Raw genomic sequence first — 26,022 nt, 5'->3', positions numbered from 1 at the left:
GATACGGCAAAGAGACAACGAAAAAGTCCATGGCCGCGTTGTCAGGGCCAGCGACAGGGTGGCCGGCGCACGGGGCCGCCGACCTGGAGGTCAGGTGAGCGATGAGAGCCGTTCCTTGACGATCATCGAGCCATCGACCTGGGTTTGGACGAAGCCGCGCTCCTCCAGATCCTTCATGACGCGGCTCACCATCTCGCGCGAAGCGCCGACCATCTTGGCCAGGTCCTGGCGGGAGATCTTGTCGCGCACCTTGAGGTTGCCTTCGCCGTCGTCGACCGCGAACTCCAGCAGCGAGCGCGCCACGCGCCCGTAGACGTCCATCAGCGCCAGCGACTCGATCTTGCGGTCGGCGTGGCGCAGGCGCGCCACGAGGCCGCGCATGATGTTGTACGACATCGAGGAGTTCTCGGGCAAGCAGCGCGCGAAGGCCTCGCGGTCGAGCATCAGCACATCGGTCTGGATCTCGGTGCGGACGGTGGCCGAATGCGGCTCGTCGTCGATCATGCTCATCTCGCCGACGTAGTCGCCCGGATGCAGCGTGGCGAGGATCACCTCGCGGCCGCGGCTGTCGGTACTCATGACGCGCGCCCGGCCGGTCAGGATGATGTAGAGCGCGTCGGACTTCTTGCCCTGCTCGACCACCACTTCGGCGCGCTTGAAGCGCTTCTTGATGATCGCATCGGCGATGCTCGCCGACTGGGTAGGCGTCAGTGCGGCGAAGAGCGGCACGCGACGAAGCAATTCAAGATTGGACAGCATCGACATTCAACGTTTCCCCGATTCCGCGCGACGCGAATCCATGGATTCATACAATCGCGCGCATTGAAAAGAGCTCACGCGATGGCTTGAACCCAACGGTGATACTCCATATCTACTCACAACCCTCAAAATGTACACGCTGCCGCAGCGTCAATCCTAGGTTTTCTACTCATGTCCTCCCCACGCCACGCCAAGGTTCTCATTCTCGGTTCCGGCCCGGCCGGCTACACCGCCGCAGTCTACGCGGCCCGTGCCAACCTCGAGCCGATGCTGATCACCGGCATCGCCCAGGGCGGCCAGCTCATGACCACCACCGAGGTCGACAACTGGCCGGCCGACGTCCATGGGGTCCAGGGGCCCGACCTGATGCAACGCTTCCTCGAGCATGCGGAGCGCTTCAAGACCCAGATCGTCTTCGACCACATCAACAAGGTCGACTTCAGCCAGCGCCCCTTCACGCTCACGGGCGACAGCGGCACCTACACCTGCGACGCACTGATCATCGCGACCGGCGCATCGGCCAAGTACCTGGGCCTGGAATCCGAGCAGCACTTCATGGGCCGCGGCGTCTCGGGCTGCGCCACCTGCGACGGCTTCTTCTACCGTGAGCAGGAAGTCTGCGTGATCGGCGGCGGCAACACCGCGGTCGAGGAAGCGCTCTACCTGTCGAACATCGCGAGCAAGGTCACGCTGGTCCACCGCCGCGACAAGTTCCGCGCCGAGCCGATCCTGATCGACAAGCTGCACGCCAAGGTGGCCGAGGGCAAGATCGAGCTCAAGGTACACAACACGCTGGAGCAGGTGCTCGGCGACGACTCGGGCGTGACGGGCATCCGGCTCAAGAACACTCAGACCGGCGCCACGGAGGACCTGGCCCTGAAGGGCTGCTTCATTGCCATCGGCCATCATCCGAACACCGACATCTTCCAGGGCCAGCTCGAGATGAAGGACGGCTACATCCTCACCCGCTCGGGCCTGCAGGGCTTCGCGACCATGACCACCGTGCCGGGCGTCTTCGCCGCGGGCGACGTGCAGGACCACATCTACCGCCAGGCGATCACCAGCGCCGGCACCGGCTGCATGGCCGCGCTCGACGCCCAGCGCTTCCTCGAGCAGGAGTGAGGCACGGGGCGGCTCGAAGCACCGGGTTGCCGGCCATGGCGAGGCTTGGGCTATAATCCAAGGCTTTGCCGAATTTGACGCCCGCGTCGAACCGGCTACCCGGGGTACCGCCACCCGTTTTCTGGCGAGGTCAAGCTGCAATCCACCTTCGCAACCTCTTGCGTTGCCTTTGGTGCCAGCTGTTCAAGAAAGAGTGTCCAACATGGCACGCGTCTGCGAAGTCACGGGCAAGGGCCCGATGGTCGGGAACAACGTTTCCCACGCCAACAACAAAACCAAGCGCCGGTTCCTCCCGAACCTGCAATACCGTCGTTTCTGGGTCGAGACCGAAAACCGCTGGGTTCGCCTGCGTGTTTCGAGCGCAGCGCTGCGCCTGATCGACAAGAACGGCATCGATGCCGTGCTCGCAGACCTGCGCGCACGCGGCCAAGCCTAAGGAGCTGAATCATGGCAACGAGCAAAGGCGGACGCGAAAAGATCAAGCTGGAATCCACCGCGGGTACCGGCCACTTCTACACGACCAGCAAGAACAAGAAGACGATGCCTGAAAAGATGTCGATCATGAAGTTCGACCCGAAGGCGCGCAAGCACGTCGAATACAAGGAAATCAAGCTGAAGTAATTCGGCCGTTCCCAACAAAAAACCCGCTGTGATCCAGCGGGTTTTTTGTTGGCCGATCGGAACCGGGGCTCGACCAGGCAGAAAAGCTGAGACGAAAAAAAGCCGGCGCTCAGGCCGGCTTTCTTGACGCGCTGCGCCGGGGGAATCAGGCCCTGGCGCCGCGCAGCTTGGTCGAGAACTCGCGCAGGCCGGCGATGCCACTGGCTTCGGCGCGATGGCACCAGGCGGCCAGGTCGGCAGCCAGTTGCTCGCGCGAGTGCGAGGTGTTGAGCCACAGCTGGCGCAGCTCTTCGCGCATCGTCACCATCTTGTCGAGCACCGGATGGGCAGCACGGGCCTGGACCAGGTTCGAGCGGGCGGCCGCGGGAACCTTCTCGTCGTCGCGGTGCAGCCAGTTCTTGGCTGCCTTGAGCACCGACAGATCGGCACCCTTGGCCTTTAGCTGAGCCAGTTCGTCGCGGGTGGCACGGCGCATCTCGCGCGCATAGCCGGCCATGACCTCGTAGCGGTTGGCGATCACGGCCTCGAGCGTCTTCTCGTTGGCCACCGGCACCACGTCGCCCATCTGCAGCTTGGGCGGCAGCTTCTTGACCTTGGCCCAGCCGATCTTCTGCATCATGCTGATGTAGACCCAGCCGATGTCGAACTCGTACTTCTTGACCGAGAACTTGGCCGAGGTCGGGTAGGTGTGGTGGTTGTTGTGCAGCTCTTCGCCGCCGATGATGATGCCCCAGGGGATCAGGTTGGTGCTGGCGTCCACCGCTTCGAAGTTGCGGTAGCCCCAGAAGTGACCGATGCCGTTGACCACGCCGGCGGCCCAGAACGGGATCCAGAGCATCTGCACCGCCCAGACCGTGAGGCCCAGCATGCCGAACAGCGCCACATTGATGACCAGCATCAGGCCCACGCCCTGCCAGCTGAAACGCGTGTAGAGGTTGCGTTCGATCCAGTCGTCGGGCGTGCCGTGACCGAAACGCTCCATCGTTTCCTTGTTCTTCGATTCCTTGCGGTACAGCTCGGCGCCGCGCCACATGACTTCGTCGATGCCCTTGACCTGCGGGCTGTGCGGATCGTCAACGGTCTCGCACTTGGCGTGGTGCTTGCGGTGGATGGCGACCCATTCCTTGGTCACCATGCCGGTGCTGAGCCAGAGCCAGAAGCGGAAGAAATGCGACGGAATCGGCCCCAGATCCATGGCCCGGTGCGTCTGCGTGCGGTGCAGGAAGATCGTGACGCCCGCGATCGTGATGTGCGTGGTGACGAGCGTGTACAGCACGACTTCCCACCACGTGAGGTCCAACAAACCGTTTCCGAGCCAGTCGATGGCCGCGCTCAGTACGGCAGAGTCAGGAGGCAACATTGAAATCAGTACTCCATGGCGCACAAAGGTGCAGCCTTCAGGTAACCAGCGATTTTAAAGGTTCGGGCCCGAAAAGGGGCCTAAACACTTGATTCACCGCAAGATTTACACCTTCTTTGGAGCGCTGAGCCTATTTCCGGTTCCACACGGCAGCAAAAAAACCGTCCGTCGCGTGGCGGTGCGGCCAAAGCCGCAGGTAACGGGTGCCGCCCTCCCCGCCGGCGCAAAGGGAGGCCGCGTTCTCTACCTTGAGGCCGGCCAGCAGCGCCGCCGCGTCCTGGAGCTCGAAGTCGGGGTTGGCGGCGCCGAAGGCCTCGGCGATCGCCTCGTTTTCCTCGGGCAGGACGCTGCAGGTGGCGTAGACCAGCCGTCCGCCGGGCTTCACGAGCCGGGCCGCGCTCTGCAGGATGGCGGTCTGCTTGGCGGTCAGTTCCTGGACCGACTGCGGCGACTGGCGCCACTTGAGGTCCGGATTGCGCCGCAGCGTGCCGAGTCCCGAGCACGGCGCATCGACCAGCACGCGGTCGATCTTGCCGGCCAGGCGCTTGATGCGGTCGTCGCGCTCGTGCGCGATGGCGGCCGGGTGGACATTCGAGAGGCCGCTGCGCGCCAGCCGCGGCTTCAGGGCATCGAGCCGGTGCGCCGAGGTGTCGAAGGCGTAGAGGCGCCCGGTATTTCGCATGCTGGCACCGATCGCGAGCGTCTTGCCACCGGCGCCGGCGCAGAAGTCGACCACCATCTCGCCGCGCTTGGCGTCGAGCAGCAGCGCGAGCAGCTGCGAGCCTTCGTCCTGCACCTCGACCGCGCCGCGCGTGAAGGCATCGAGCTTGTTGAGCGGCGGCTTGCCGTCGACGCGCAGGCCCCATGGCGAATACGGCGTGGCGACCGCCTTGATGCCGGCCTTGGCGAGCTCCTTCTGGACCTCGGCGCGCTTGTCGGCCAGCGCATTGACCCGCAGGTCGAGCGGCGCCGGCTGCTGCAGGCTCTCGGCCAGCGGCCAGAACTGGTCGCCCAGCTGCGCCTTGAGCGGTGCCACCAGCCACTCCGGCAGGTTGTGGCGATGGCGTTCGAGCAGGTCGTCCTGCTTCACGCCGTCGCAGTTGTCGAGCCAGCGCTTCTCGGTGTCGTTGAGCGCGCTCTTGAGGAAGTCGCGCGGGCCGTGGAAGCCCAGGATCGCCATGCGGCGCTCCTTGGGGCCGCTGCCCGAGGGCGACAGATGGTCGAACAGCTGCTTCTTGCGCAGCACGGTGTAGACCGTCTCGGCCAGGGTGGCGCGCTCGCGCGGACCGAACTCGCGGTGGTCGCGGAAGAAGCGCGAAACGACCTGGTCGGCCGGGTGATCGAATTTCAGGACCAGGCCGACGAGGTCGGCGGTGGCGTCAAGCAGGGCTTTGGGGTGCATCCCCCATTGTCTCAGTCCTCGCCGCGGGTCCAGATGGCGCCGAAGGCCTGCCGCTCGATCTGCTCGAGCGTGGGCGAATGGCCGGCCCAGAGCACCAGTACCGCGCCGGGCAGCCCCAGGGTCTGCTCGAGCTGGCGGCACAGGTACCAGCGCTCGTCGTCGACCAGGTCGGGCAGCTCGAGGAACAGCACGTAGGCACGCCGCCACGGAAATTCGCGCAGGGTCTTGCGCACCAGCCAGGCGCGCGCCACCGGCGTGCAGCGCAGCAGGTCGGCGCGCAGCTCGCCGAGCTCGAATTCGCTCAGGTCGTGGCGCGTGATCTGGCTGAAGCAGGGCGTCGCCGTGATCTCCTCCCAGGCGCGCTGCTCGGCCTCCTCCGCGACCTTGGCGCGCTCGCGCCAGAGCTTGATCGCGCGATCGTCGTGGCCGCCGGCATCGGGGTCCTCGAGCAGCGCGAGCGCGGTGCGCGCCGCCCACCAGCGGCTGGCGACGCTCGATTCGTGCAGCCGCTCGAGCACCGCCAGCCGGGCGCTGCGGTCGCTCGCCGGCAGCAGCTGCGCGAGCCCGCGCAGGGCGCCCGGATGGTTCTCGGTGAGCTGCAGCGCGCGCTCGTAGTGCCCGAGCACGTCGGCCGCGGCGTCGATGCGGCGCGCGCAGTCGGCCCACTCCACCATCTCGTCGGCACTGTTGCGGCCGGCAGCGGCCGAGAGCACCTTCACGCGCTCGCGCACGCGCACCAGGTAGGCGTGGTGCTGCTTCCAGTCGCCGGCGTGGGAGCTGCGCCATTCGGCATCGAAATGCTCGATCCAGCGCTGCCCGTCGGCCAACAGGCCGAGCGCCGGCTTGGAGGACCAGGACGGCAGCGCCGGCTTCTCGTCCAGGGCCTCGAGGCGGTCGCGCAGCACGGGATGGGTGTCGTCGACGTCGCTGACTGCGCGCAAGGCGTTGCGCAGCGCGACGCGCGCGAATTCCGGCGCCATCGGGCCGCCGAGCTGTGGCGCCATCGACGCGAACGGGCCCGCCGGCAGTTCGTCGTCGAGCGCCCGCGCCCAGTGGGCGGGCCAGAAGCGCTCCGCATACCAGGCGCTCTTGACCACGATCTCGCTGAGTGCGCGCCCGACGACACGGGTGCCGAGCAGCCGCGCGGCGACCCTGTCGGCTTCGTACTCGTCCTGCCGCGCAAGTGCGAAGGTCCGGGCAGCGAAGCGCGGGAAGTACCAGCGGAAGAAGGCCTGCGAGGCGTAGGCCATCACGCCCTCGTCGCGCTGGAAGCTGGCGTCGAGCTTGAGCCAGGACAGCCGGGTTCGATAGATCCAGGCGCTGAGCTTGCCGTGGTTGCCGCGCAGGTGGCCGTACTCGTGCGCTAGCACCGACAGCAGCCGGCGGCGGTCCAGCGCCATCAGCAGCGGCAGTCCGATGCTCAGGTGGTTGACCGCGCCGCCGAAGAGACCGAAGCGCGGCAGCTGGCGGATGCTGGCGTTGAATTCGTCGTCGAGGAAGACGCGGTGCACCGGCGGCCCGTCGATGCGCTTGCGGATGCGGTCGAGCGCCTCGAACAGCTCGGGCGCGTCCTCGCGCTCGAGCTCGACGCCCTCGGGCTCGTCGAAACGCACCCAGAGCGCGCGCAGCGTGGCCCACAGCAGGCCGAGAGCGAACAGCAGCAGCCAGCCGCGCGTGAAGCCGAAACGCCCGCCCTGCCCGAGGCCGCCGAGAATCCAGGCGATGAGGCCCAGCGCGAGCGCGAGGCAGGCGATCACCCACAGGTAGCCGAGCGCCGCGAAGACGGCGACACCGCGCCGATAGCCGTGGCTGTCGTCGGCGCTGGCATGCTCGCTCAGGCGAACGAGGTGAACGAAATCCGCCCTATCCATCCCGACCTTTCAGTTGCATGAAGGAGACACCCGAGTGAACGACGACGACCTGCCACCCCTGATCGAGACCCCGCTCGGCCGCTACCGCCACTACAAGGGCGGCGACTACGAGGTCCTCGGCACCGTGCGCCACAGCGAAACCCTGGAACCGATGACTCTCTACCGCGCGCTGTACGGCCAACGTGGCCTCTGGGTGCGGCCGGCCGCCATGTTCAACAGCTGCGTGGAGATCGACGGCGCCTCGCGTCTGCGCTTCGAGAAGCTCGATCAGGGAGATTGAGCCTCGGCGATTGTGTCATTTTGTTTCGCCAAGCCAGGCGGCAATCGCGGCGGGGTAAACCCTATGTTCGTGGACGAGCACCCGCTCGGCCAGGCTGGTGGCGGTGTCGTCCGCAAACACAGGTACTACCGCCTGCGCGAGGATCGGGCCGTGGTCGAGTTCGGCCGTCACCTGGTGCACCGTGAGTCCGGCCACCTTGCAGCCGGCGTCGATGGCACGCTGATGTGTGTTCAGCCCCGGAAAGGCCGGCAGCAATGAAGGATGGATGTTGATCAGCCGACCCGCGTAGCGGCCGACGAATCCCGGCGTGAGGATTCGCATGAAGCCCGCCAGCACCACCAGGGCCGGCGCGTGCGCATCGACGGCCGCGGCCAGGGCGCGGTCGAAATCCTCGCGATTCGCGAAGTCCCTGTGCGGCACCACGGCGGTCGCGATGCCGCGTTCGCGCGCCAGCGCCAAGCCTGCGGCATCGGCCTTGTTGCTGATGACGGCGGCGACGCGGGCATCGAAGCGCGCGGCCCAGCGCTCGTGCTCGGCGGCCCGCACGATGGCCGCCATGTTCGACCCGCCGCCCGAGATAAGGATCACAATGTTCTTCATGGGACGCGGGATTATCCGTGCTGCATTTCAGGGGGCCGCCGATGTCGCCGCGCGGACACCTCCGAAGCGCACGACCGTGCTAAAAACCGCGGTCCCGGAGACACGCCGCGCACCGCGGCGCAACGATTCAACACAGCGAGGCACGCATGGATTTGAGCTTCACGCCCGAAGAACAGAAGTTCCGCGAAGATATTCGCGCCTGGGTCAAAGAGAACCTTCCCCAAGACATCTCCCACAAGGTCCACAACGCGCTCGAACTGACGCGCGACGACCTGCAGCGCTGGGCCAAGATCCTCGGCAAGAAGGGCTGGCTCGGCTATGGCTGGCCGAAGGAATTCGGCGGCCCGGGCTGGACCGCCGTGCAGCGCCACCTGTTCGAGGAGGAAGCCGCACTGGCCGGCGCACCGCGCATCGTCCCCTTCGGCCCCGTCATGGTGGCCCCGGTGATCATGGCCTTCGGCAGCCCCGAGCAGCAGAAGCGCTTCCTCCCCGGCATCGCCAGCGGCGAAGTCTGGTGGAGCCAGGGCTACAGCGAGCCCGGATCGGGTTCCGACCTGGCCTCGGTCAAGACCAAGGCCGAGCGCCAGGGCGACAAGTACATCGTCAACGGCCAGAAGACCTGGACCACGCTGGGCCAGTACGGCGACTGGATGTTCAACCTCGTGCGCACCAGCAACGAGGGCAAACCCCAGACCGGCATCAGCTTCCTGCTGCTGGACATGAAGTCCAAGGGCGTCACGGTGCGCCCGATCAAGCTGATCGACGGCGGCTACGAGGTGAACGAGGTGTTCTTCGACAACGTCGAAGTGCCGGCCGAGAACCTGATCGGCGAGGAGAACAAGGGCTGGACCTACGCCAAGCACCTGCTCTCGCATGAACGCACCAACATCGCCGACGTGAACCGGGCCAAGCGCGAGCTCGAGCGCCTCAAGCGCATCGCCAAGAGCGAAGGCGTCTACGACGACCAGCGCTTCCGCGACGAGATCGCCAAGCTCGAAGTCGACATCGTGGCCCTCGAGATGATGGTGCTGCGGGTGCTCTCGGCCGCGACGTCGGGCAAGAATTCGCTCGACGTGGCGGGCCTGCTGAAGATTCGCGGCAGCGAGATCCAGCAGCGCTACGCCGAGCTGATGGTGCTGGCCGGCGGCCCCTATTCGCTGCCGCTGATCCGCGAAGCCATGGAAGCCGGCTGGCAGGGCAACTTCCCCGGTGGCAACCCGGCCCTTGCGCCGCTGGCATCCACCTTCTTCAACATGCGCAAGACCACGATCTACGGCGGCTCGAACGAAGTCCAGCGCAACATCGTGGCGCAAACCGTCCTGGGCTGAGGAGACACAAACATGGATTTCAATTTTTCGGACGACCAGGACCAGTTGCGCGACGCCGTTCGCAAGTGGGTCGACAAGGGCTACGGCTTCGAACGCCGCCGCGGCATCGAGGCCAAGGGCGGCTTCTCGCGCGAAGCCTGGGACGAACTGGCCGAACTCGGCCTCGGCGGCCTCTACATCAGCGAAGACGATGGCGGCCTGGGCATGGGCCCGGTGGCCGGCATGGTCGTGATGGAGGAACTGGGCCGCGGCATCGTGCTCGAGCCCTTCGCCCAGACGCTGATCGCCGGTGCGGTGCTCGGCGGCCATGCAGACGCGGCCACCAAGGAAAACTGGCTGCCGCGCATCGCCGGCGGCCAGGCCATCGTGGTGCTGGCCTACCAGGAGCGCAAGGCGCGCTACCGGCTTGACGTGTGCGAGGCCACGGCGACCAAGTCGGGCAACGGCTATTCATTGACCGGAACGAAGAGCGTGGTGCCGGTGGGCGACGAGGCCGATGCCTTCATCGTTCCCGCGAAGCTCGACGGCAAGATCGCCTTGTTTCTCGTCGAGCGCAGCGCCAGCGGTGTCGAGGCACGCGGCTACGGCACGCAGGACGGCGGCCGGGCGGCCGAAGTCGTGTTCGACAAGGCCGACGCGACGCTGATCACCGCCGATGGCCTGGCCGCGCTCGAATACGCGGTCGACGTCGGCATCGCCGCCACCTGCGCGGAGGCTGTCGGCGTGCTCGACAAGACGCTCGACCTCACGGTCGACTACCTGAACCAGCGCAAGCAGTTCGGCGTTGTCATCGCCAGCTTCCAGGCGCTGCGTCACCGCGTCGCCGACATGAAGATGCAGGTGGAACTCGCGCGCTCGATGAGCTACTACGCGACGCTCAAGCTCAACGCCCCGGCCGCGGAGCGTCGCCAGGCACTGGCACGCGCCAAGTACCAGCTGGGCACCTCGATGCGCTATGTGGCCGCGAACTCCGTCCAGCTGCACGGCGGCATCGGCGTCACCGACGAATACATCGGCAGCCACTACTTCCGCAAGCTGACCCAGCTTGAGCTCACCTTCGGCGACAGCCTGCACCACCTGGGCGAGGTCTCGGCGCGCATGCAGGACACGGCGGGGGTGTTCGCCTGACGATCACGCTGCGCTGACCGCCAACGCCCGCCCGCCTTGCGCCGGCGGGCGTTTTCCTTTCACGCGTGCAGGCGCGAGCTCTGCGGCAGGTGCGCCATCAGGAACTCCATCTGGTCCGCGAGGATGCGGCGGTTGCGCAGGATGAAGTCTTCCCACAGGCTGGGCACGTAGGGCGCGTAGAGCAGGTCCATGCCGGCCTGCTCGGGCGTACGGCTGCTCTTGCGGTGATTGCACGGGCGACAGGCCGTGACCACGTTCATCCAGGTGTCGATGCCCTTCTGGGCGAACGGGATGATGTGCTCGCGCGTGAGCTCGTCCTCGTGGAAATGTCCGCCGCAATAGGCGCAGACGTTGCGGTCGCGCGCGAACAGCTTGCTGTTGGTGAGGCCCGGACGCTGGTTGAAAGGGTTGATGCGCGGCACGCCCTTGGTGCCGATGATGCTGTTGATCGCGATCTGCGACTGCTGGCCGGTGAGTGCGTTGTGGCCACCCCGGAACACGGCCACCTGCGCGCCGACTTCCCAGCGCACCTCGTCGGACGCGTAGTGGATGACCGCCTGTTCGAGCGATATCCACGATTGGGGCAGCCCTTGGGCCGACAGCTTCAAGACCTTCACCACACGCCTCCTTCGATGAAAAGAGAACCTCGGAAAGACCAGGGCACGACGCGAGCCCCCGGGCTTGCGCATGTCGCAGTGCGTCACAATATACCGGCTTTGTGACAAAAAGCCCTGATGCGCCCGTTCCGTGGGCGCAAAGTGCTATCAAAAAGATACCGACATGCAGGTTTTCCGGGGTTTCAGGCATCCGGGCGTGGCTCCAGCCTGCGCCCTGACCATCGGCAATTTCGACGGTGTGCACCGCGGCCACCAGGCCATGCTCGGGCTGCTCAACACCGAGGCGCGGCTGCGCGGCCTGCCCAGTTGCGTACTGACCTTCGAGCCGCATCCGCGCGACTACTTCGCGGCGCTCAACAAGCGTCCCGAACTGGCACCGGCGCGCATCGGCACGCTGCGCGACAAGCTGTCCGAGCTGGCCGCGGGCGGCGTGGCCCAGACCATCGTGCTGCCCTTCGATCACCGGTTGGCCTCGCAGACACCCGACGAATTCATCCGCGAGGTGCTGCTGGAGGGCCTGGGTGCGCGCTACGTGCTGGTCGGCGACGACTTCCGCTTCGGCGCCAGACGCGCCGGCGACTACGCAATGCTCGACCGCGCCGGCGACGTGCACGGCTTCGACGTCGCGCGCATGAACAGCTACGAAGTGCATGGGCTGCGCGTGTCGAGCTCGGCCGTGCGCGAGGCGCTCGGCGAAGGCCGCATGGCCGACGTGCAGGCGCTGCTGGGCCGGCCCTACGCGATCTCGGGCCACGTGGTGCACGGGCGCAAGCTCGGACGCGCGCTCGGCGCCTCGGCGCCGGGGCGCAGCGATGGCTTTCGCACGCTCAACCTACGCTTCAAGCACTGGAAACCGGCCGCCAGCGGCATCTTCGCCGTGCTGGTGCACGGCCTGTCCGAAACGCCGCTGCCGGGCGTCGCCAACCTCGGCGTGCGGCCCTCGCTCGACGCCAACGACGTCAACGGCGGCCGCGTGCTGCTCGAGACCCACTGCCTCGATTGGCCGGCCGAACTCGGCAGCGAGGGGGCCTACGGTAAAATCGTGCGCGTGGAACTGCTGCACAAACTGCACGACGAATTGCGCTACACCAGCCTCGAGGCCCTGACTGCGGGCATCGCGAAGGACGGCCGGGACGCGCGCGCGTTCTTCGCCTCCACGCACGCCGAAACCCATCGCCAGACCACGCGCGACCGAATTTAAAGCGGAAACCGTCGCTTTCCGCCGCGTTCGGCCGCCCTGGGATGCCAGGGGCCGCATGCCCCCCTCTATCCCCGCGCGCTGCCCGAGCAGCGCAGATTTCTGGAACTTCCATGGCTGACACCAAGACCGACGGCGCCACCGACTACCGCGCCACACTGAACCTGCCCGACACGCCCTTCCCGATGCGCGGCGACCTGCCCAAGCGCGAGCCGGGCTGGGTCAAGGAATGGAACGACGAGGGGCGCTACCACCGCCTGCGCGACGCCCGCCACGGCGCGCCCAAGTTCATCCTGCACGACGGTCCGCCCTACGCCAACGGCCAGATCCACATGGGCCACGCGGTGAACAAGATCCTCAAGGACATGATCACCAAGGCGCGCCAGCTCGAGGGCTACGACGCGCTCTACGTGCCGGGCTGGGATTGCCACGGCCTGCCGATCGAGAACGCGATCGAGAAGAAGTACGGCCGCAACCTGAGCCGCGACGAGATGCAGGCCAAGAGCCGGGCCTACGCCACGGAGCAGATCGCCCAGCAGATGACCGACTTCCAGCGCCTGGGCGTGCTGGGCGAATGGGACCATCCGTACAAGACCATGGACTTCGCTAACGAAGCCGGGGAAATACGCGCCTTCAAGCGCGTGATCGAGCGCGGCTTCGTCTATCGCGGGCTGAAGCCCGTGTACTGGTGCTTCGACTGCGGCTCTTCGCTGGCCGAGTTCGAGATCGAATACGCGGACAAGAAGTCGCAGACCCTCGACGTCGCCTTCAAGGCGCACGATCCCGCCCGGCTGGCGGCGGCCTTCGGCCTGCCCGCGTTGACGAAGGACGCCTTCGCGGTCATCTGGACCACCACCGCCTGGACCATCCCGGCCAACCAGGCGATCAACCTGAACCCCGAGCTCGACTACGCGCTGGTCGACACCGAGCGCGGCCTGCTGGTGCTGGCGGCCTCGCTGGTCGAGATGTGCATGAACCGCTATGCGCTCGACGGCACGGTGCTGGCCACGGTCAAGGGCGAGCGGCTGGGCGGGCTCGAGTTCGAGCATCCGCTGTACGACGTCGATGCCGGCTATCGCCGCCTGTCGCCGGTCTACCTGGCCGACTACGCGACCGCCGACGACGGCACCGGCCTGGTCCACTCCTCGCCGGCCTACGGCGTGGACGACTTCAACTCCTGCATCGCGCACGGCCTCTCGTACGACGACATCCTGAACCCGGTGCAGGGCAACGGTGCCTACGCACCGGACTTCCCGCTGTTCGGCGGCCAGAACATCTGGAAGGCGGTGCCGCTGGTGATCCAGGCGCTGCGCGATGCCGGCCGGCTGCTCACGACCGAGGCGATCAGCCACAGCTACCCGCACTGCTGGCGCCACAAGACGCCGGTGATCTACCGCGCCGCGGCCCAGTGGTTCATTCGCATGGACGAAGGCGAAGGCGTTTTCACGAAGGACAAGGCGCCGCTCACCCTGCGCCAGACCGCGCTGGCCGCGATCGACAAGACCAGCTTCTATCCCGAGAACGGCCGTGCACGCCTGCACGACATGATCGCCAACCGGCCCGACTGGTGCATCAGCCGCCAGCGCAGCTGGGGCGTGCCGATCCCCTTCTTCCTGCACAAGGATTCGGGCGAGCTGCATCCGCGGACGATGGAAATCCTCGACCAGGCCGCGGCCATCGTCGAGGAAGGCGGCATCGAGGCCTGGAGCCGCGTGTCGACCGAGGAGATCCTCGGCGCCGAGGACGCCCCGCTCTACACCAAGAGCACCGACATCCTCGAGGTCTGGTTCGACTCGGGCTCGACCTTCTGGCACGTGCTGCGCGGCACCCATCCGAACGTGCACCACGACGCCGGCCCCGAGGCCGACCTGTACCTCGAAGGCCACGACCAGCATCGCGGCTGGTTCCACTCCTCGCTGCTGATCGCCTGTGCGCTCGAGGGCCGCGCGCCCTACCGCGGCCTGCTCACGCACGGCTTCACGGTCGACAGCCAGGGCCGGAAGATGAGCAAGTCGCTCGGCAACGGCATCGATCCGCAGGAGGTCAACAAGAAGCTCGGCGCCGAGATCACGCGCCTGTGGGTGGCCGCTAGCGACTACTCGGGCGACATCGCGGGCGACGACAAGATCCTCGCGCGCGTGGTCGACGCCTATCGCCGCATCCGCAACACGCTGCGCTTCCTGCTCGCCAACACCAGCGACTTCGACATCGCGAAGGACGCGGTGCCGCTGGGCGAACTGCTCGAGATCGACCGCTACGCGCTCGCGCGCGCGGCCGAATTCCAGGCCGAGGTGCTGGCGCACTACAAGGTCTACGAATTCCATCCGGTGGTGGCCAAGCTGCAGGTGTACTGCTCGGAAGACCTCGGCGCCTTCTACCTCGACGTGCTCAAGGACCGGCTCTACACCACGGCGCCCGGCTCGCACGCGCGCCGCAGCGCCCAGACCGCGTTGTGGCACATCACGCAGGCGATGCTGCGCTGGATGGCGCCCTTCCTGAGCTTCACGGCCGAGGAGGCCTGGAAGGTCTGCGGCGACGGCCGCTCGATCTTCGTCCAGACCTACAGCGACCTCGGCACGCCCGACGCCGCGCTGCTCGCCAAGTGGAGCCGCATCCGCGAGATCCGCGACGCGGTCAACAAGGAGATCGAGACGGTGCGCACGGCCGGTCAGGTCGGATCCTCGCTGCAGGCCAACGTGACGCTCTCGGCCCCACCCGACGACCATGCGCTTCTGGCCTCGCTGGGCGACGACCTCAAGTTCGTGCTGATCACCTCGGCGGTCGAACTGTCGGCCGGCGGCACGCTGTCGGCGCAGGTGGAAGCCAGCACCGCGACCAAGTGCGAGCGCTGCTGGCACTGGCGCGACGACGTCGGCCACGACGCGGCGCACGCCGGCCTGTGCGGCCGCTGCACCAGCAACCTCTACGGCGCCGGCGAGCCCAGGAAGATCGCCTGATGGTTCGCAAATCCTCCGGCGGGTCGGGGCTCGGCATCTGGCCCTGGCTCGGCCTCGCGCTCGTCATCGTGATCGTCGACCAGTTCACCAAGACGCTGATCCTCGGCTACTACAAGCTCGGCGACGCCACCTACGTGACGAGCTTCTTCAACGTCGTGCGGGCCCACAACACCGGCGCGGCCTTCTCGTTCCTGGCCGATGCCGCCGGCTGGCAGCGCTGGTTCTTCACGGGCATCGGCGTTGTCGCGGCGATCTTCATCATCTGGATGCTCAAGTCGCACGCGGGCCAGAAGCTGTTCTCGTTCGCGATGGCGGCGATCCTCGGCGGCGCGGTCGGCAACGTGATCGACCGCATGATGCACGGCTACGTGGTCGACTTTCTCGACTTCCACATCGCAGGGCGCCACTTCCCGGCCTTCAACGTGGCCGACAGCGCCATCACGATCGGCGCCATCTGCCTGATCCTCGACGAGCTGCGCCGGGTCCGCAAGGCCAGGTAGGCCGAGGCTTCGCGCCGCACGCGGCGCCGCCCTGCAGGCGAAGGTGCCTGCGTGGTCTATAGTGCTTCGCTTCCATGAAGCATCTGTTGAATCTGCTGGCGGCCATCGCGCTGCTGGTGTGGGGTACCCATCTCGTTCGCACCGGCGTGCTGCGGGTGTTCGGCGCCAATCTGCGCAAGATCCTGGTCCAGAGCATGCGCAACCGCTTCACGGCAGCGCTGTCCGGCATCGGCGTGACCGCCCTGGTGCAGTCGAGCACCGCGACCTCGCTGATGACCTCCTCCTTCGTCGGCCAGGGCCTGGTCACGCTGCCGGCCGCGCTCGCGGTGATGCGCGGAGCGGACATCGGCACCGCCCTGATGTCGGTGCTGTTCTCGGCCGACCTCTCTTGGCTGTCGCCCCTTTTCATCTTCGTCGGCGTGGTGCTGTTCATCACGCGCTCCTCGAGCATGGCGGGCCGGGTCGGGCGCGTGCTGATCGGGCTCGGCCTGATGCTGCTGGCGCTGCAGCTGGTGGTTGCCGCCACCGGACCACTGTTCGACGGCCCGGCGATGCGCGAGCTGCTGGGCACGCTCGGCAGCGACGTGCTGCTCGAGATCACGATCGGCGCCGCGCTCGCGGTGGTCGCCTATTCGAGCCTGGCGGTCGTGCTGCTGGTGGCCGCCATGGCGAGCTCGAACGTGGTGCCGCTCGACGTCGCGATGGGCCTGGTGCTCGGCGCCAACCTGGGGAGCGGCGTGCTCGCGGTGCTGACAACGGCCAAGTCGGCGGTCTCGGTGCGGCAGGTCACGGTCGGCAACCTGATCTTCAAGCTGCTCGGCGTGGCGATCGCCGCGCCCTTCGTCGGCTTGTGGCTGCGCGAGGTCAGGCCCTACATCTCGGACGCGACGCAGTTCGTGGTGCTCTACCACCTGGCCTTCAACGTGCTCGTGAGCATCGGCTTCATCGGCCTCACGAACTGGGTCGCGAAGCTGGTGACGCGGCTGCTGCCGGTGCCGCAGGAGCCCGCCGCAACGCGGCGCCCCCAGCATCTCGATCCTTCGGCGCTGTCGACGCCCACGCTCGCGATCTCGAACGCGGCACGGGAAGCGCTGCACCAGGCCGACGTGGTCGAGACCATGCTGATCGGCGTGCTCGGCGTGATCCGCAACAACGACCTGCGGCTGGCGCAGGAGCTGCGCAAGCTCGACGACACCGTGGACGAGCTGTATTCGGCCATCAAGTACTACATGACGAAGATCTCGCGCGAGGCACTCGGCGAGGAAGAGAGCCGGCGCTGGACCGACATCATCAGCTTCACGATCAACATGGAGCAGATCGGCGACATCATCGAGCGCGTGATCATCGACATCGAGGACAAGAAGATCAAGCCGCAGCGCAACTTCTCCGAAGCCGGCATGGCCGAGATCGTCGAGCTGCACGAACGGCTGGTGGCCAACCTGCGGCTCAGCATGAGCGTGTTCCTCAACGGCAACGTGCGCGACGCCCAGAAGCTCCTGCAGGAGAAGGCGCGCTTCCGCGATCTGGAGCGCGCCTACGCGACCACGCACCTCGGGCGCCTGTCGGACCAGACCACGCTGAGCATCGAGACCAGTTCGCTGCACATCGACCTGATCAGCGAACTGAAGCGCATCAACTCGCACATCTGCTCGATCGCCTACCCGATCCTCGAGTCGGCCGGGGCGCTGGCGCCGACGCGCATGCGCGAGTCGCGCCTCGACGCGCTGTAGCCAGCGCTACAGCGTGAGGATCGTGCAGCCCGTGGTCTTGCGGGCCTCGAGATCGCGGTGCGCCTGCTGCACGTCTTCGAGCGCGTAGCGCTGGTCGATCGGGATCTTCACCGCGCCGCTCAGCACCCCCGCGAACAGGTCGTCGGCCATCGCCTGCGTGCTCTCGCGCGAGTTCATGTGCGAGAACAGGGTCGGGCGCGTGACGTAGGTCGAGCCCTTGGCCAGCGCGCCGAGGTTGAAGGCCGCCACCGGCCCCGAGCCGTTGCCGAACACCGCGAGCAGGCCGAAGGGCCGCAGGCTGGCGAGCGAGCCCTCGAAGGTGTCCTTGCCGACCGAGTCGTAGGCCACCTTCACGCCCTGGCCGCCCGTGATCTCCCTGACCCGCTCAGCGAAGTTCTCGGTGCTGTAGTTGATCGCGTGCGCAGCGCCGTGCGCGAGCGCCAGCTTGCACTTGGCGTCGGTGCCTGCGGTGCCGATCAGCTGCAGGCCCAGCGCCCTGGCCCACTGGCAGGCGATCAGGCCGACGCCGCCGGCGGCCGCATGGAAGAGCACGAAGTCGCCGGGCACGAGACCTTCGGCCGGCAGCGTCTTCTTGAGCAGGTATTGCGCCGTGAGCCCCTTGAGCATCATCGCGGCACCGGTCTCGAAGGAGATCGCATCGGGCAGCTTGCAGACGGTCTTGGCCGGCATCACGCGCAGCTCGCAATACGAGCCCGGCGGTGCGCTGGCATAGGCGGCACGGTCGCCGGCCTTCAGGTGGGTGACGCCCTCGCCCACCGCCTCGACCACGCCGGCGGCCTCCATGCCCAGGTACAGCGGCATCGCGAACGGGTAGAGCCCGCTGCGCTGGTAGGTGTCGATGAAGTTGAGGCCGACGGCCTTGTGACGGATCCTGATCTCGCCCGGGCCGGGCTCGCCGACCTCGACCTCGACGATCTTCAGTTCCTCGGGGCCGCCGTTGCGCTCGATGCGGACTGCCTTGCTCTTCATGTGAGGGTCTCCTCGATCAGTAGGTGCCGGGATAGGCGCCGCCGTCGGCAAGGACGTTCTGCCCCGTGACGTAGGCCGCGTGAATGCTGCAGAGAAAGGCGCAGATGGCGCCGAACTCGGCCGGCGTGCCGAAGCGGCCGGCGGGGATGTTCTTCTGGCGGCCGGCGCGGATCGTGTCGATGTCCTGGCCGGTCTTCTTCACCGCGCCTGCCAGCGTGCTCTTGAGCCGGTCGGTGTCGAAGGAGCCCGGCAACAGGTTGTTGATGGTCACGCCCCGGGCCGCGATGCCCGTGCGCGACACGCCCGCGACGAAGCCCGTGAGGCCGCTGCGCGCGCCGTTGCTGAGGCCGAGGATGTCGATCGGCGCCTTCACCGCGCTCGAGGTGATGTTGACGATGCGGCCGAATCCGCGCTGCGCCATGCCGTCGACCGTGGCCTTGATCAGCTCGATCGGCGTCAGCATGTTGGCGTCGACCGCCTTGATCCAGGCTTCGCGGTCCCAGTCGCGGAAGTCGCCGGGCGGCGGCCCGCCCGCGTTGGTGACCACGATGTCGAAGTCGGCATGCTGCGCGAAGGCGGCAGCGCGGCCTTCGGGCGTCGTGATGTCGGCCGCGACGGGCCTGACGAAGGGCTTGCCGGGTGCGCCGGCCGCCACCGCCTGCAGCGACCGGGCGGCGTCCTCCAGCGCTTCGGCGCCGCGCGCCACGATCACCACGTTGACGCCTTCGCGCACCAGCGCCTCGGCACAGCCGTAGCCCAGACCCTTGCTGGCGCCGCACACCAGCGCCGCCTTGCCCGCGATTCCCAGATCCATGATGAATTCCCCGGGCTCAGCGCCCCGTTCGTGTGAAGACAAAGATGCCGGCGACCACCAGCACGGTGCCGGCCGCGATCCAGGCCGTGAAAGGCTCGCCGAGGATCAGCACGCCCATGAGGATAGTGGACATCGGCCCGACCATGCCGGTCTGCGCTGCCATCGCGGGGCCGATGCGCTCGATCGCCATCATGACCGCGAGCACCGGCACCGCGGTGCACAGCGTGGCGTTGAGCACCGACAGCCAGATCACCTCGGGTGCCACCTCGAAGGCCGCGCTCATCGGCCGCAGCAGCAGGAACTGCGCGATGCACAGCAGGCAGGCAAAGCTGGTCGCGAGGCCGACCAGCCGCAGCGAACCCAGGCGCTTCACGAACTCGCCGCTCGCCACCAGGTAGATCGCATAGCTGACCGCGCTCAGGAACACCAGCAGCGCGCCCCAGGCCGCGGCCCCGGTCTGGCCCAGGCTGAGCTCGTGGCCGAACACCAGCAGCACGCCCGCATAGCTGATCGCCATGCCGCCGACCTGCCAGCGCGTGATGCGGCGGCGGTAGGCGATCCAGCCGAACAGCAGCACCAGCGTCGGGTTGAGATACAGGATCAGCCGCTCGAGGCTGGCCGTGATGTAGGCCAGCCCGGCGAAGTCGAGAAAGCTCGAGAGGTAGTAGCCCGAGAAGCCCAGCCCCAGCACGCCGAGCCAGTCACGCCGTGAGAGCGGCGGCTTGCCGCGCCCGGCCCACCAGGCCATGACCGCGAACAGCGGCAGCGCGAACAGCATGCGCAGCATGATCAGCGTGACCGCATCCACCCCGTGGCGGTACGCCAGCTTGACGATGATCGCCTTGCCGCTGAAGGCAATGGCGCCGAAGGTGGCCAGGGCCAGGCCCGGTGCGAGGCTCCTGGGTACGGCCTGCGCCGGGAGAACCTGGGCCATCCGTCTCTAGAACCCGGCCGCCAGGCCGTCGCGGCGTGCGTCGCTGGCCGCCACGTAGCCCTCTACCGCAGGGTCGCCTGCGCGCCAGATGAACTGGCCGGCGCCGAAGTCCTGGTAGGAATCGTTGATGACGTCGACCTGGTGGCCGAGATCGGTCAGGCCCTGCACGGTGGCCGGATCCATGGCCGATTCGACGTTGATCTCGAGCCCGGCGTTGAAGCGCCAGCGCGGCGCATCGCAGGCCGCCTGCGGGTTCTGGCCGTAGTCGAGCATGCGCACCAGCGTCTGCATGTGGCCCTGCGGCTGCATGTTGCCGCCCATGACGCCGAAGCTCATGACGGGGGCTCCGTCCTTCGTGAGGAAGGCCGGGATGATGGTGTGGAAGGGCCGCTTGCCCGGCGCCACCTGGTTGGGGCTGCCGTCCGCCAGGCTGAAGCCGTGGCCCCGGTTCTGCAGGCTGATGCCGAAGCCGGGCTCGACGCAGCCCGAGCCGAAGCCCATATAGTTGCTCTGGATGAAGCTCACCATCATGCCGTTCTCGTCGGCCGCCGTGAGGTAGATGGTGCCGCCCTTGACCGGGTTGCCCGCCTTGAAGTCCCGTGCCTTGTTCAAGTCGATGAGTTTGGCACGCGATGCGAGGTAGGCGCCATCGAGCATCTGCAGCGGGGTCACCTCCATCGACGATGGCTCGGCCACGTAGCGATAGACGTCGGCGAAGGCCAGCTTCATGGCCTCGATCTGCAGGTGCTGCGAGCGCACCGAGTCGACCGCCAGCGCGCCGATGTCGAAATGCTCGAGGATGCCGAGCGCGATCAGCGCCGCGATGCCCTGGCCGTTGGGTGGAATCTCGTGCAGCCGGTGGCCGCGGTAGTCCTGGCCGACCGGCTCCACCCACTCGGGCTTCCAGCCCGCGAGGTCGCTGGCCTTGAGGCTGCCGCCATTGGCGGTCGAGAACTTCTCGAGCGCCTCGGCGATCTCGCCGCCATAGAAGGCCTCGCCGCGCGTGGCCGCGATGGCCTTGAGCGCACGCGCCGCAGCGGGGAAGCGGAACAGTTCGCCGACCTCGGGCGCCCGGCCCCAGGGCAGGAAGCTCTGCGCGAAACCCGGCTGCGACTGCAGGATCGGCGTCGCGGCGGCCCACTTCTGCTGCACCACGGGCGGCATCAGGTAGCCGCGCTCGGCGATCTCGATCGCGGGCGCCATGAGGTCGCCGAAAGGCAGCTTGCCGAAGCGCTCCGACAGCGCGACCCAGCTTCCGACCGCGCCGGGCACCGTGACCGAATCCATGCCGCGCATCGGCGGCGTCTTCGCGTCGGCGCCGTACTTGCCGCGGAAGTAGCCGGGCGACCAGGCCGCGGGCGCGCAGCCCGATGCGTTGAGGCCGTGCAGTTTCTCGCCATCCCACAGGATGCAGAAGGCGTCGCTGCCGAGGCCGTTGCTGACCGGCTCGACCAGCGTCATGACGGCCGCGGTGGCGACCGCCGCGTCGACCGCGTTGCCGCCCTGCTGGAGGATGCGGAGCCCGGCCTGCGCCGCCAGCGGATGGGAGGTCGACACGACATTGCGCGCGAAGACCGGGATGCGGGTGGAGGTGTAGGGATTGGCGTAATCGAATTTCATTGGGTCAGTCCCCGGTGATCTTGCGTTCGGTGATGATCTTCTTCCACTTGGCGGCATCCTCGGCCACCATGCCCGCCAGCTGCGCCGGCGTGCTGATCGTCGGCTCGATGCCCAGGCGTGCGAGCTTGTCGCGGACCTCGGGGTCGGCAAGCGCCTGGTTGGCAGCCGCATTGAGACGCGCCACCAGGTCGGCCGGCAGGCCCTTGGGGCCGTAGAGGCCGAACCAGGTGTTCGATTCGAAGCCCGGCAGCACGTCGGCGATCGGCGCCAGCTCGGGCGCCAGCGGGCTGCGCTTGAGGGTCGTCACGCCGAGCGCGCGCAGCCGGCCGTCCCGCACGTGCGGCATGCCGGTGGGCAGCGAGTCGAACAGCACGTCGACCTTGCCCGAGATCAGGTCGGGAATGGCGAGCGCCGTGCCCTTGTACGGGATGTGCGTCACGTAGACGCCGGCCTGCGACTTGAACAGCTCCGCCGTGAGCTGGACGATGGTGCCGTTGCCGCTCGAGGCGTAGTTGAGCTTGCCGGGGTTCTTCTTCGCGTAGTCGATCCACTCGCGCACGGTCTTGGCGGGCGAGTCGTTGGGCACCAGCATGATGCTGGGCGCGTCGCCCACGTGGGCGATCGGGGTGAAGTCGCGCACCGTGTCGTAGGGCAGCCTGGCGTTGATCGCGGGGCCGATCGAATGCGTGCTCGTGGTGGCAAGCAGCAGCGTGTAGCCGTCGGCCGGGGCCTTGGCCGCCATGTCGGAGCCGATCGCGCCGCCGGCACCGGGCTTGTTGTCGATCACCAGCGTGGTGCCGAGCTTCTCGCCCATCTTCTGCGACAGCGTGCGCGCGAACAGGTCGGTGGCACCGCCGGCCGGGAAAGGCACGATCAGCCGGATCGGCTTGGTCGGATAGGCCTGCGCGAAGCTGGCCGGCGCAGCGGCCGCGCACAGCAGCGCGGCACAGGCCTGGAGGAAGCGGATTCGTTTCATGGTGGTGATGCGTGATTCTCTCTGTGGGCCCGACGCGGGAATGCGAATGCTATGCAAGGCCGTCGCATCAAGCCAGATAATCCGCTTTATCGAACTATGAACGCTGTTTATGCCAGGCAACGCACCTGAAGAGATCTCGCTGCAGCAGTTGCGGGCACTGGCCGCGGTGGCCGAGACCGGCAGCTTCACGCTCGCGGCCGAGGTGCTGCAACTCACGCAGCCCGCGATCAGCCACCTGATCAAGCGCATGGAGCACGAGCTCGGCCAGCCGCTGGTGGTGCGCGGACGCCGCCTGCGCATCACCAACGCGGGACAGATGATGGTCGACACCGCGGTGCGCGCGCTGCGCCTGATCGACGAATCGGTCGGCGCCTGCCGGTCGCAGTCGCAGCTGCGCGAGGGCCGGGTGGTGCTGGCGGTCGGCCATCTCACGGCCGGCGCGCTGCTGCCGCCGCTGCTCGGGCGTTTCTCGCAGCAATACCCGGCGCTCGCCACCACGCTGGTCGACAGCACGGCCGAGCAGATGATCTCGCGCATCCTCTCCCAGGAGGCCGACCTGGGCTTCGGCTCCGACATCGGCCAGGGCCACTCCGAACTCGCGACCGAGCCGCTCTTCACCGAACGCATGGCGCTCTTCGTGCGCGACGACCATCCGCTCGCGCAGCGCATCGTGATCGATGCGCGGCACCTCGAGGCGCTGCCCTTCATCCACGTCAACCCGGACGCCAACGTCTGGCGCGCGGTGAGCCGGCAGCTCTCGAGCGTCGCCAACGTCTATCCGCGCGTGGCGCACCATGTGTCGATGCTGTCGACCGCCTTCGGCCTGATCCAGGCGGGTGCCGGCGTCTCGCTGCTGCCTCGCTACGTCGAGGTCCTGATGCCCGCCAACCTGCGCGCCGTGGCCGTGACCCGGCCGGTGCTCGAATACCCGGTGGTGGCCGTGCGGCTGGCCAAGCACCCGCTCAACCCGGCGGCGCTGGCCTTCCTCGCGCTGGCGCGCCAGCACATGAAGCCGCCGCGCGCGCCGAAGGCATGAAAAAAGCACCGAAGGTGCTTCTTTCCTTTTGGAGCAAGCGCTCTCAGTCCTCGACGAAAGCTTCCTCGCGCTTGGACTTGACCGCCGGCAGCAGCACGATCACCAGCAGCAGCAGGGCCGCCGCCAGCAGGCCGGCCGAGATCGGCCGCGAGACGAACACCACCCAGTCGCCGCGCGACAGCAGCAGCGCGCGGCGCAGGTTCTCTTCCATCATCGGGCCCAGGATGAAGCCCAGCAGCAGTGGCGCCGGCTCGCATCCGAGCTTGAAGAAGGCATAGCCGACGAAGCCGAAGGCCGCCACCATCCAGATGTCGAAGGTGTTGTTGTTGGTGGAATAGACGCCGATGGCGCAGAACAGCACGATCGCCGGGAACAGGTACTTGTACGGCACCGACAGCAGCTTGATCCACATGCCGATCAGCGGCAGGTTCAGCACGATCAGCATCGCGTTGCCGATCCACATCGAGGCGATCAGGCCCCAGAACAGTTCCGGGTTGCTGGTCATGACCTGCGGGCCCGGCTGGATGTTGTGGATGGTCATCGCGCCCACCATCAGCGCCATCACGGCGTTGGGCGGAATGCCCAGCGTCAGCAGCGGGATGAAGGAGGTCTGGGCGCCGGCGTTGTTGGCCGACTCGGGTGCCGCGACGCCGCGGATGTTGCCCTTGCCGAACGGCACTTCGCCGGGATGCAGCTTGGTCTTCTTCTCGATCGTGTAGGCCGCGAAGGCCGCCAGCAGCGCGCCGCCGCCCGGCAGGATGCCGAGCGCGGCACCGAGCGTGGTGCCGCGCAGCACCGCGGGCAGCATGCGCTTGAAGTCTTCCTTGGTCGGGAACAGGCCCGAGACCTTGGCCGTGAAGACCTCGCGGTCTTCCTCGGGGCGCGACAGGTTGGCGATGATCTCGCCGTAGCCGAACACACCCATGGCGATGGCGACGAAGCCGATGCCGTCGGTCAGTTCCGGGATGTCGAAGCTGAAGCGCGCCACGCCCGAATTGACGTCGGTGCCGACCAGCCCCAGCAGCAGGCCCAGCACGATCATCGCAATCGCCTTGAGCAGCGAGCCCGAGGCCAGCACCACGGCGCCGATCAGGCCCAGGATCATCAGCGAGAAGTATTCGGCCGGGCCGAACTTGAAGGCCAGCTCGGTCAGCGGCGGCGCGAAGGCCGCGAGGATCAGCGTGCCCACGCAACCGGCGAAGAAGGAGCCCAGGCCGGCGGCCGCGAGCGCAGGCCCGGCCCGCCCCTTGCGCGCCATCTGGTAGCCGTCGATCACGGTCACCACCGAGGACGATTCACCGGGCAGATTGACCAGGATCGCGGTGGTGGAGCCGCCGTACTGGGCACCGTAGTAGATGCCGGCCAGCATGATCAGCGCCGAAACCGGCGGCAGGGCATAGGTGGCCGGCAGCAGCATCGCGATGGTCGCGACCGGACCGATGCCCGGCAGCACGCCGATCAGCGTGCCCAGGATGCAGCCGACCAGGCAATACAGCAGGTTGGTGAAGGTGAACGCAACGCCGAAGCCGAGCGAGAGATTGTTGAGTAGTTCCATTTGTCTGGTCCTCAGCCCGTGATGAAGGTGGGCCACACCTGGATTTGCAGCTTGAGCGCCCAGATGAAGGCGATGTAGCTGCCGACCGCCAGCGCGGTGGCGAGGATCAGCACCTTGGGCAGGTTGAACTCGCTGCCCGCGAGGCTGGAGATGATGACCAGCGCATAGATCGCGATGATCATCCCCATGGCCGGCACGCCGATGCTCGGCAGGCCGCCGAGCAGCACGCCGAAGGCCAGGTTGGCGCCGAGGATGAAGACCACCTGCTTCCAGGCCCACTTGCCGATCGGCTGTCCGTCCTCGGTCTCGACCGTGAGACCGGTGAACATGATGACGAGGCCGATGAAGGCCATCAGGATGCCGAGCATCAGCGGGAAGTAGCCCGGGCCCATGCGGGCACCGCTGCCGACGTTGTAGGTGGTCGCCCCCCATGCGAAGGCGACGCCCACGACGGCGAACATCACCCCCGAGAAGAAGTCTTTCTGACTCTTGATTTTCACGAACGGTCTCCACGAAAAAATTCGATCGGAGATTGTGTAGTCAGCCTTCAGTCAGACGAATGTGGATTCCACCTATCGGCGCTTCAGGGTATTCCCTGAACGGGCGACGCGCCGACGCGCGCCG

The 26,022-nt window shown here is 67.3% G+C and carries 24 protein-coding genes; 11 read left to right on the top strand and 13 right to left on the bottom strand.

Annotation, left to right across the window (positions count from 1 at the left end; translation table 11 throughout):
• Positions 1-90: 90 nt before the first annotated feature.
• Positions 91-765: a Crp/Fnr family transcriptional regulator gene (locus QTH87_RS08920; protein ID WP_286608563.1), complete on the bottom strand. Its 675-nt coding sequence runs from the start codon at positions 763-765 to the stop codon at positions 91-93.
• Positions 766-930: 165 nt separating this feature from the next.
• Here QTH87_RS08920 and trxB point away from each other — a divergent pair, with 165 nt between their 5' ends.
• The 3 genes from trxB (at position 931) to rpmG (ending at position 2,502) form a co-directional block, all read left to right on the top strand.
• On the top strand, positions 931-1,881 hold the full coding sequence (trxB, locus tag QTH87_RS08915) for a thioredoxin-disulfide reductase (protein WP_286608562.1): 951 nt from the start codon (positions 931-933) through the stop codon (positions 1,879-1,881).
• Between the two features lie 202 nt (positions 1,882-2,083).
• On the top strand, positions 2,084-2,317 hold the full coding sequence (gene rpmB, locus QTH87_RS08910; protein ID WP_028251282.1) for a 50S ribosomal protein L28: 234 nt from the start codon (positions 2,084-2,086) through the stop codon (positions 2,315-2,317).
• 11 nt (positions 2,318-2,328) lie between these two features.
• A complete protein-coding gene (gene rpmG, locus QTH87_RS08905; protein WP_007830291.1) occupies positions 2,329-2,502 on the top strand; it encodes a 50S ribosomal protein L33 in 174 nt (57 codons plus the stop codon).
• A 145-nt stretch (positions 2,503-2,647) separates the two neighbouring features.
• Here rpmG and QTH87_RS08900 read toward each other — a convergent pair whose 3' ends face one another.
• The 3 genes from QTH87_RS08900 to QTH87_RS08890 form a co-directional block, all read right to left on the bottom strand.
• Complete coding sequence (locus QTH87_RS08900; RefSeq protein ID WP_286608561.1) at positions 2,648-3,862, bottom strand: DesA family fatty acid desaturase; 1,215 nt, start codon at positions 3,860-3,862, stop codon at positions 2,648-2,650.
• A gap of 130 nt (positions 3,863-3,992) precedes the next feature.
• Positions 3,993-5,264, bottom strand: coding sequence for an RsmB/NOP family class I SAM-dependent RNA methyltransferase (locus tag QTH87_RS08895; protein WP_286608560.1), 1,272 nt, complete (start codon positions 5,262-5,264; stop codon positions 3,993-3,995).
• A gap of 11 nt (positions 5,265-5,275) precedes the next feature.
• The gene (locus QTH87_RS08890) at positions 5,276-7,135 is read right to left on the bottom strand and encodes a M48 family metallopeptidase (protein ID WP_286608559.1); all 1,860 of its coding nucleotides are present in this window, start codon (positions 7,133-7,135) and stop codon (positions 5,276-5,278) included.
• Positions 7,136-7,169: 34 nt separating this feature from the next.
• Between QTH87_RS08890 and QTH87_RS08885 the strand changes: the two genes are divergently transcribed.
• On the top strand, positions 7,170-7,415 hold the full coding sequence (locus tag QTH87_RS08885) for a DUF1653 domain-containing protein (protein WP_286608558.1): 246 nt from the start codon (positions 7,170-7,172) through the stop codon (positions 7,413-7,415).
• Positions 7,416-7,430: 15 nt separating this feature from the next.
• On the opposite strand, the gene purN is transcribed toward QTH87_RS08885, so the two are convergent.
• Positions 7,431-8,015, bottom strand: a complete 585-nt coding sequence (purN, locus tag QTH87_RS08880; RefSeq protein ID WP_286608557.1) for a phosphoribosylglycinamide formyltransferase — start codon at positions 8,013-8,015, stop codon at positions 7,431-7,433.
• A gap of 146 nt (positions 8,016-8,161) precedes the next feature.
• Between purN and QTH87_RS08875 the strand changes: the two genes are divergently transcribed.
• Positions 8,162-9,343 (top strand): acyl-CoA dehydrogenase family protein, encoded by a 1,182-nt coding sequence (locus QTH87_RS08875; protein WP_286608556.1) that lies wholly within the window; start codon positions 8,162-8,164, stop codon positions 9,341-9,343.
• A 12-nt stretch (positions 9,344-9,355) separates the two neighbouring features.
• Positions 9,356-10,471 (top strand): acyl-CoA dehydrogenase family protein, encoded by a 1,116-nt coding sequence (locus QTH87_RS08870; protein WP_286608555.1) that lies wholly within the window; start codon positions 9,356-9,358, stop codon positions 10,469-10,471.
• Positions 10,472-10,530: 59 nt separating this feature from the next.
• On the opposite strand, the gene QTH87_RS08865 is transcribed toward QTH87_RS08870, so the two are convergent.
• A complete protein-coding gene (locus QTH87_RS08865; RefSeq protein WP_286608554.1) occupies positions 10,531-11,088 on the bottom strand; it encodes an HNH endonuclease in 558 nt (185 codons plus the stop codon).
• Between the two features lie 163 nt (positions 11,089-11,251).
• Here QTH87_RS08865 and QTH87_RS08860 point away from each other — a divergent pair, with 163 nt between their 5' ends.
• The 4 genes from QTH87_RS08860 to QTH87_RS08845 all read left to right on the top strand — a co-directional run bounded on the left by QTH87_RS08860 (position 11,252) and on the right by QTH87_RS08845 (position 17,473).
• Entirely contained in the window at positions 11,252-12,289 is a 1,038-nt protein-coding gene (locus QTH87_RS08860; protein WP_286608553.1) for a bifunctional riboflavin kinase/FAD synthetase, read from the top strand.
• A gap of 110 nt (positions 12,290-12,399) precedes the next feature.
• The gene (gene ileS / locus QTH87_RS08855) at positions 12,400-15,243 is read left to right on the top strand and encodes an isoleucine--tRNA ligase (RefSeq protein WP_286608552.1); all 2,844 of its coding nucleotides are present in this window, start codon (positions 12,400-12,402) and stop codon (positions 15,241-15,243) included.
• Positions 15,243-15,743 carry a signal peptidase II gene (gene lspA / locus QTH87_RS08850; protein ID WP_286608551.1) on the top strand — a complete coding sequence of 167 codons (501 nt, stop codon included), beginning with the start codon at positions 15,243-15,245 and terminating at the stop codon, positions 15,741-15,743. The genes ileS and lspA overlap by 1 nt, the downstream gene beginning before the upstream one ends.
• Positions 15,744-15,817: 74 nt before the next feature.
• Positions 15,818-17,473, top strand: coding sequence for a Na/Pi cotransporter family protein (locus tag QTH87_RS08845; RefSeq protein ID WP_286608550.1), 1,656 nt, complete (start codon positions 15,818-15,820; stop codon positions 17,471-17,473).
• A 6-nt stretch (positions 17,474-17,479) separates the two neighbouring features.
• Here QTH87_RS08845 and QTH87_RS08840 read toward each other — a convergent pair whose 3' ends face one another.
• Genes QTH87_RS08840 through QTH87_RS08820 form a run of 5 tightly spaced genes read right to left on the bottom strand, consistent with a single transcriptional unit; the run spans position 17,480 to position 22,807 of the window.
• A complete protein-coding gene (locus QTH87_RS08840) occupies positions 17,480-18,463 on the bottom strand; it encodes a quinone oxidoreductase family protein (protein ID WP_286608549.1) in 984 nt (327 codons plus the stop codon).
• Positions 18,464-18,479: 16 nt separating this feature from the next.
• The gene (locus QTH87_RS08835; protein ID WP_286608548.1) at positions 18,480-19,277 is read right to left on the bottom strand and encodes an SDR family oxidoreductase; all 798 of its coding nucleotides are present in this window, start codon (positions 19,275-19,277) and stop codon (positions 18,480-18,482) included.
• Positions 19,278-19,293: 16 nt separating this feature from the next.
• Positions 19,294-20,211 carry a DMT family transporter gene (locus QTH87_RS08830; protein ID WP_286608547.1) on the bottom strand — a complete coding sequence of 306 codons (918 nt, stop codon included), beginning with the start codon at positions 20,209-20,211 and terminating at the stop codon, positions 19,294-19,296.
• Positions 20,212-20,217: 6 nt separating this feature from the next.
• Entirely contained in the window at positions 20,218-21,831 is a 1,614-nt protein-coding gene (locus QTH87_RS08825; protein WP_286608546.1) for a gamma-glutamyltransferase family protein, read from the bottom strand.
• A 4-nt stretch (positions 21,832-21,835) separates the two neighbouring features.
• Positions 21,836-22,807, bottom strand: coding sequence for a tripartite tricarboxylate transporter substrate binding protein (locus tag QTH87_RS08820; protein ID WP_286608545.1), 972 nt, complete (start codon positions 22,805-22,807; stop codon positions 21,836-21,838).
• Positions 22,808-22,916: 109 nt separating this feature from the next.
• Between QTH87_RS08820 and QTH87_RS08815 the strand changes: the two genes are divergently transcribed.
• Positions 22,917-23,843 carry a LysR family transcriptional regulator gene (locus QTH87_RS08815; RefSeq protein ID WP_286608544.1) on the top strand — a complete coding sequence of 309 codons (927 nt, stop codon included), beginning with the start codon at positions 22,917-22,919 and terminating at the stop codon, positions 23,841-23,843.
• Between the two features lie 43 nt (positions 23,844-23,886).
• On the opposite strand, the gene QTH87_RS08810 is transcribed toward QTH87_RS08815, so the two are convergent.
• Positions 23,887-25,398 carry a tripartite tricarboxylate transporter permease gene (locus QTH87_RS08810; protein ID WP_286608543.1) on the bottom strand — a complete coding sequence of 504 codons (1,512 nt, stop codon included), beginning with the start codon at positions 25,396-25,398 and terminating at the stop codon, positions 23,887-23,889.
• Positions 25,399-25,409: 11 nt separating this feature from the next.
• On the bottom strand, positions 25,410-25,898 hold the full coding sequence (locus tag QTH87_RS08805; protein ID WP_286608542.1) for a tripartite tricarboxylate transporter TctB family protein: 489 nt from the start codon (positions 25,896-25,898) through the stop codon (positions 25,410-25,412).
• Between the last annotated feature and the right edge of the window lie 124 nt (positions 25,899-26,022).

The sequence above is a fragment of the Variovorax jilinensis genome (assembly GCF_030316885.1).
GTDB classification, from domain to species: domain Bacteria; phylum Pseudomonadota; class Gammaproteobacteria; order Burkholderiales; family Burkholderiaceae_C; genus Variovorax; species Variovorax jilinensis.
This window is presented reverse-complemented; position numbering and strand designations above follow the sequence as displayed.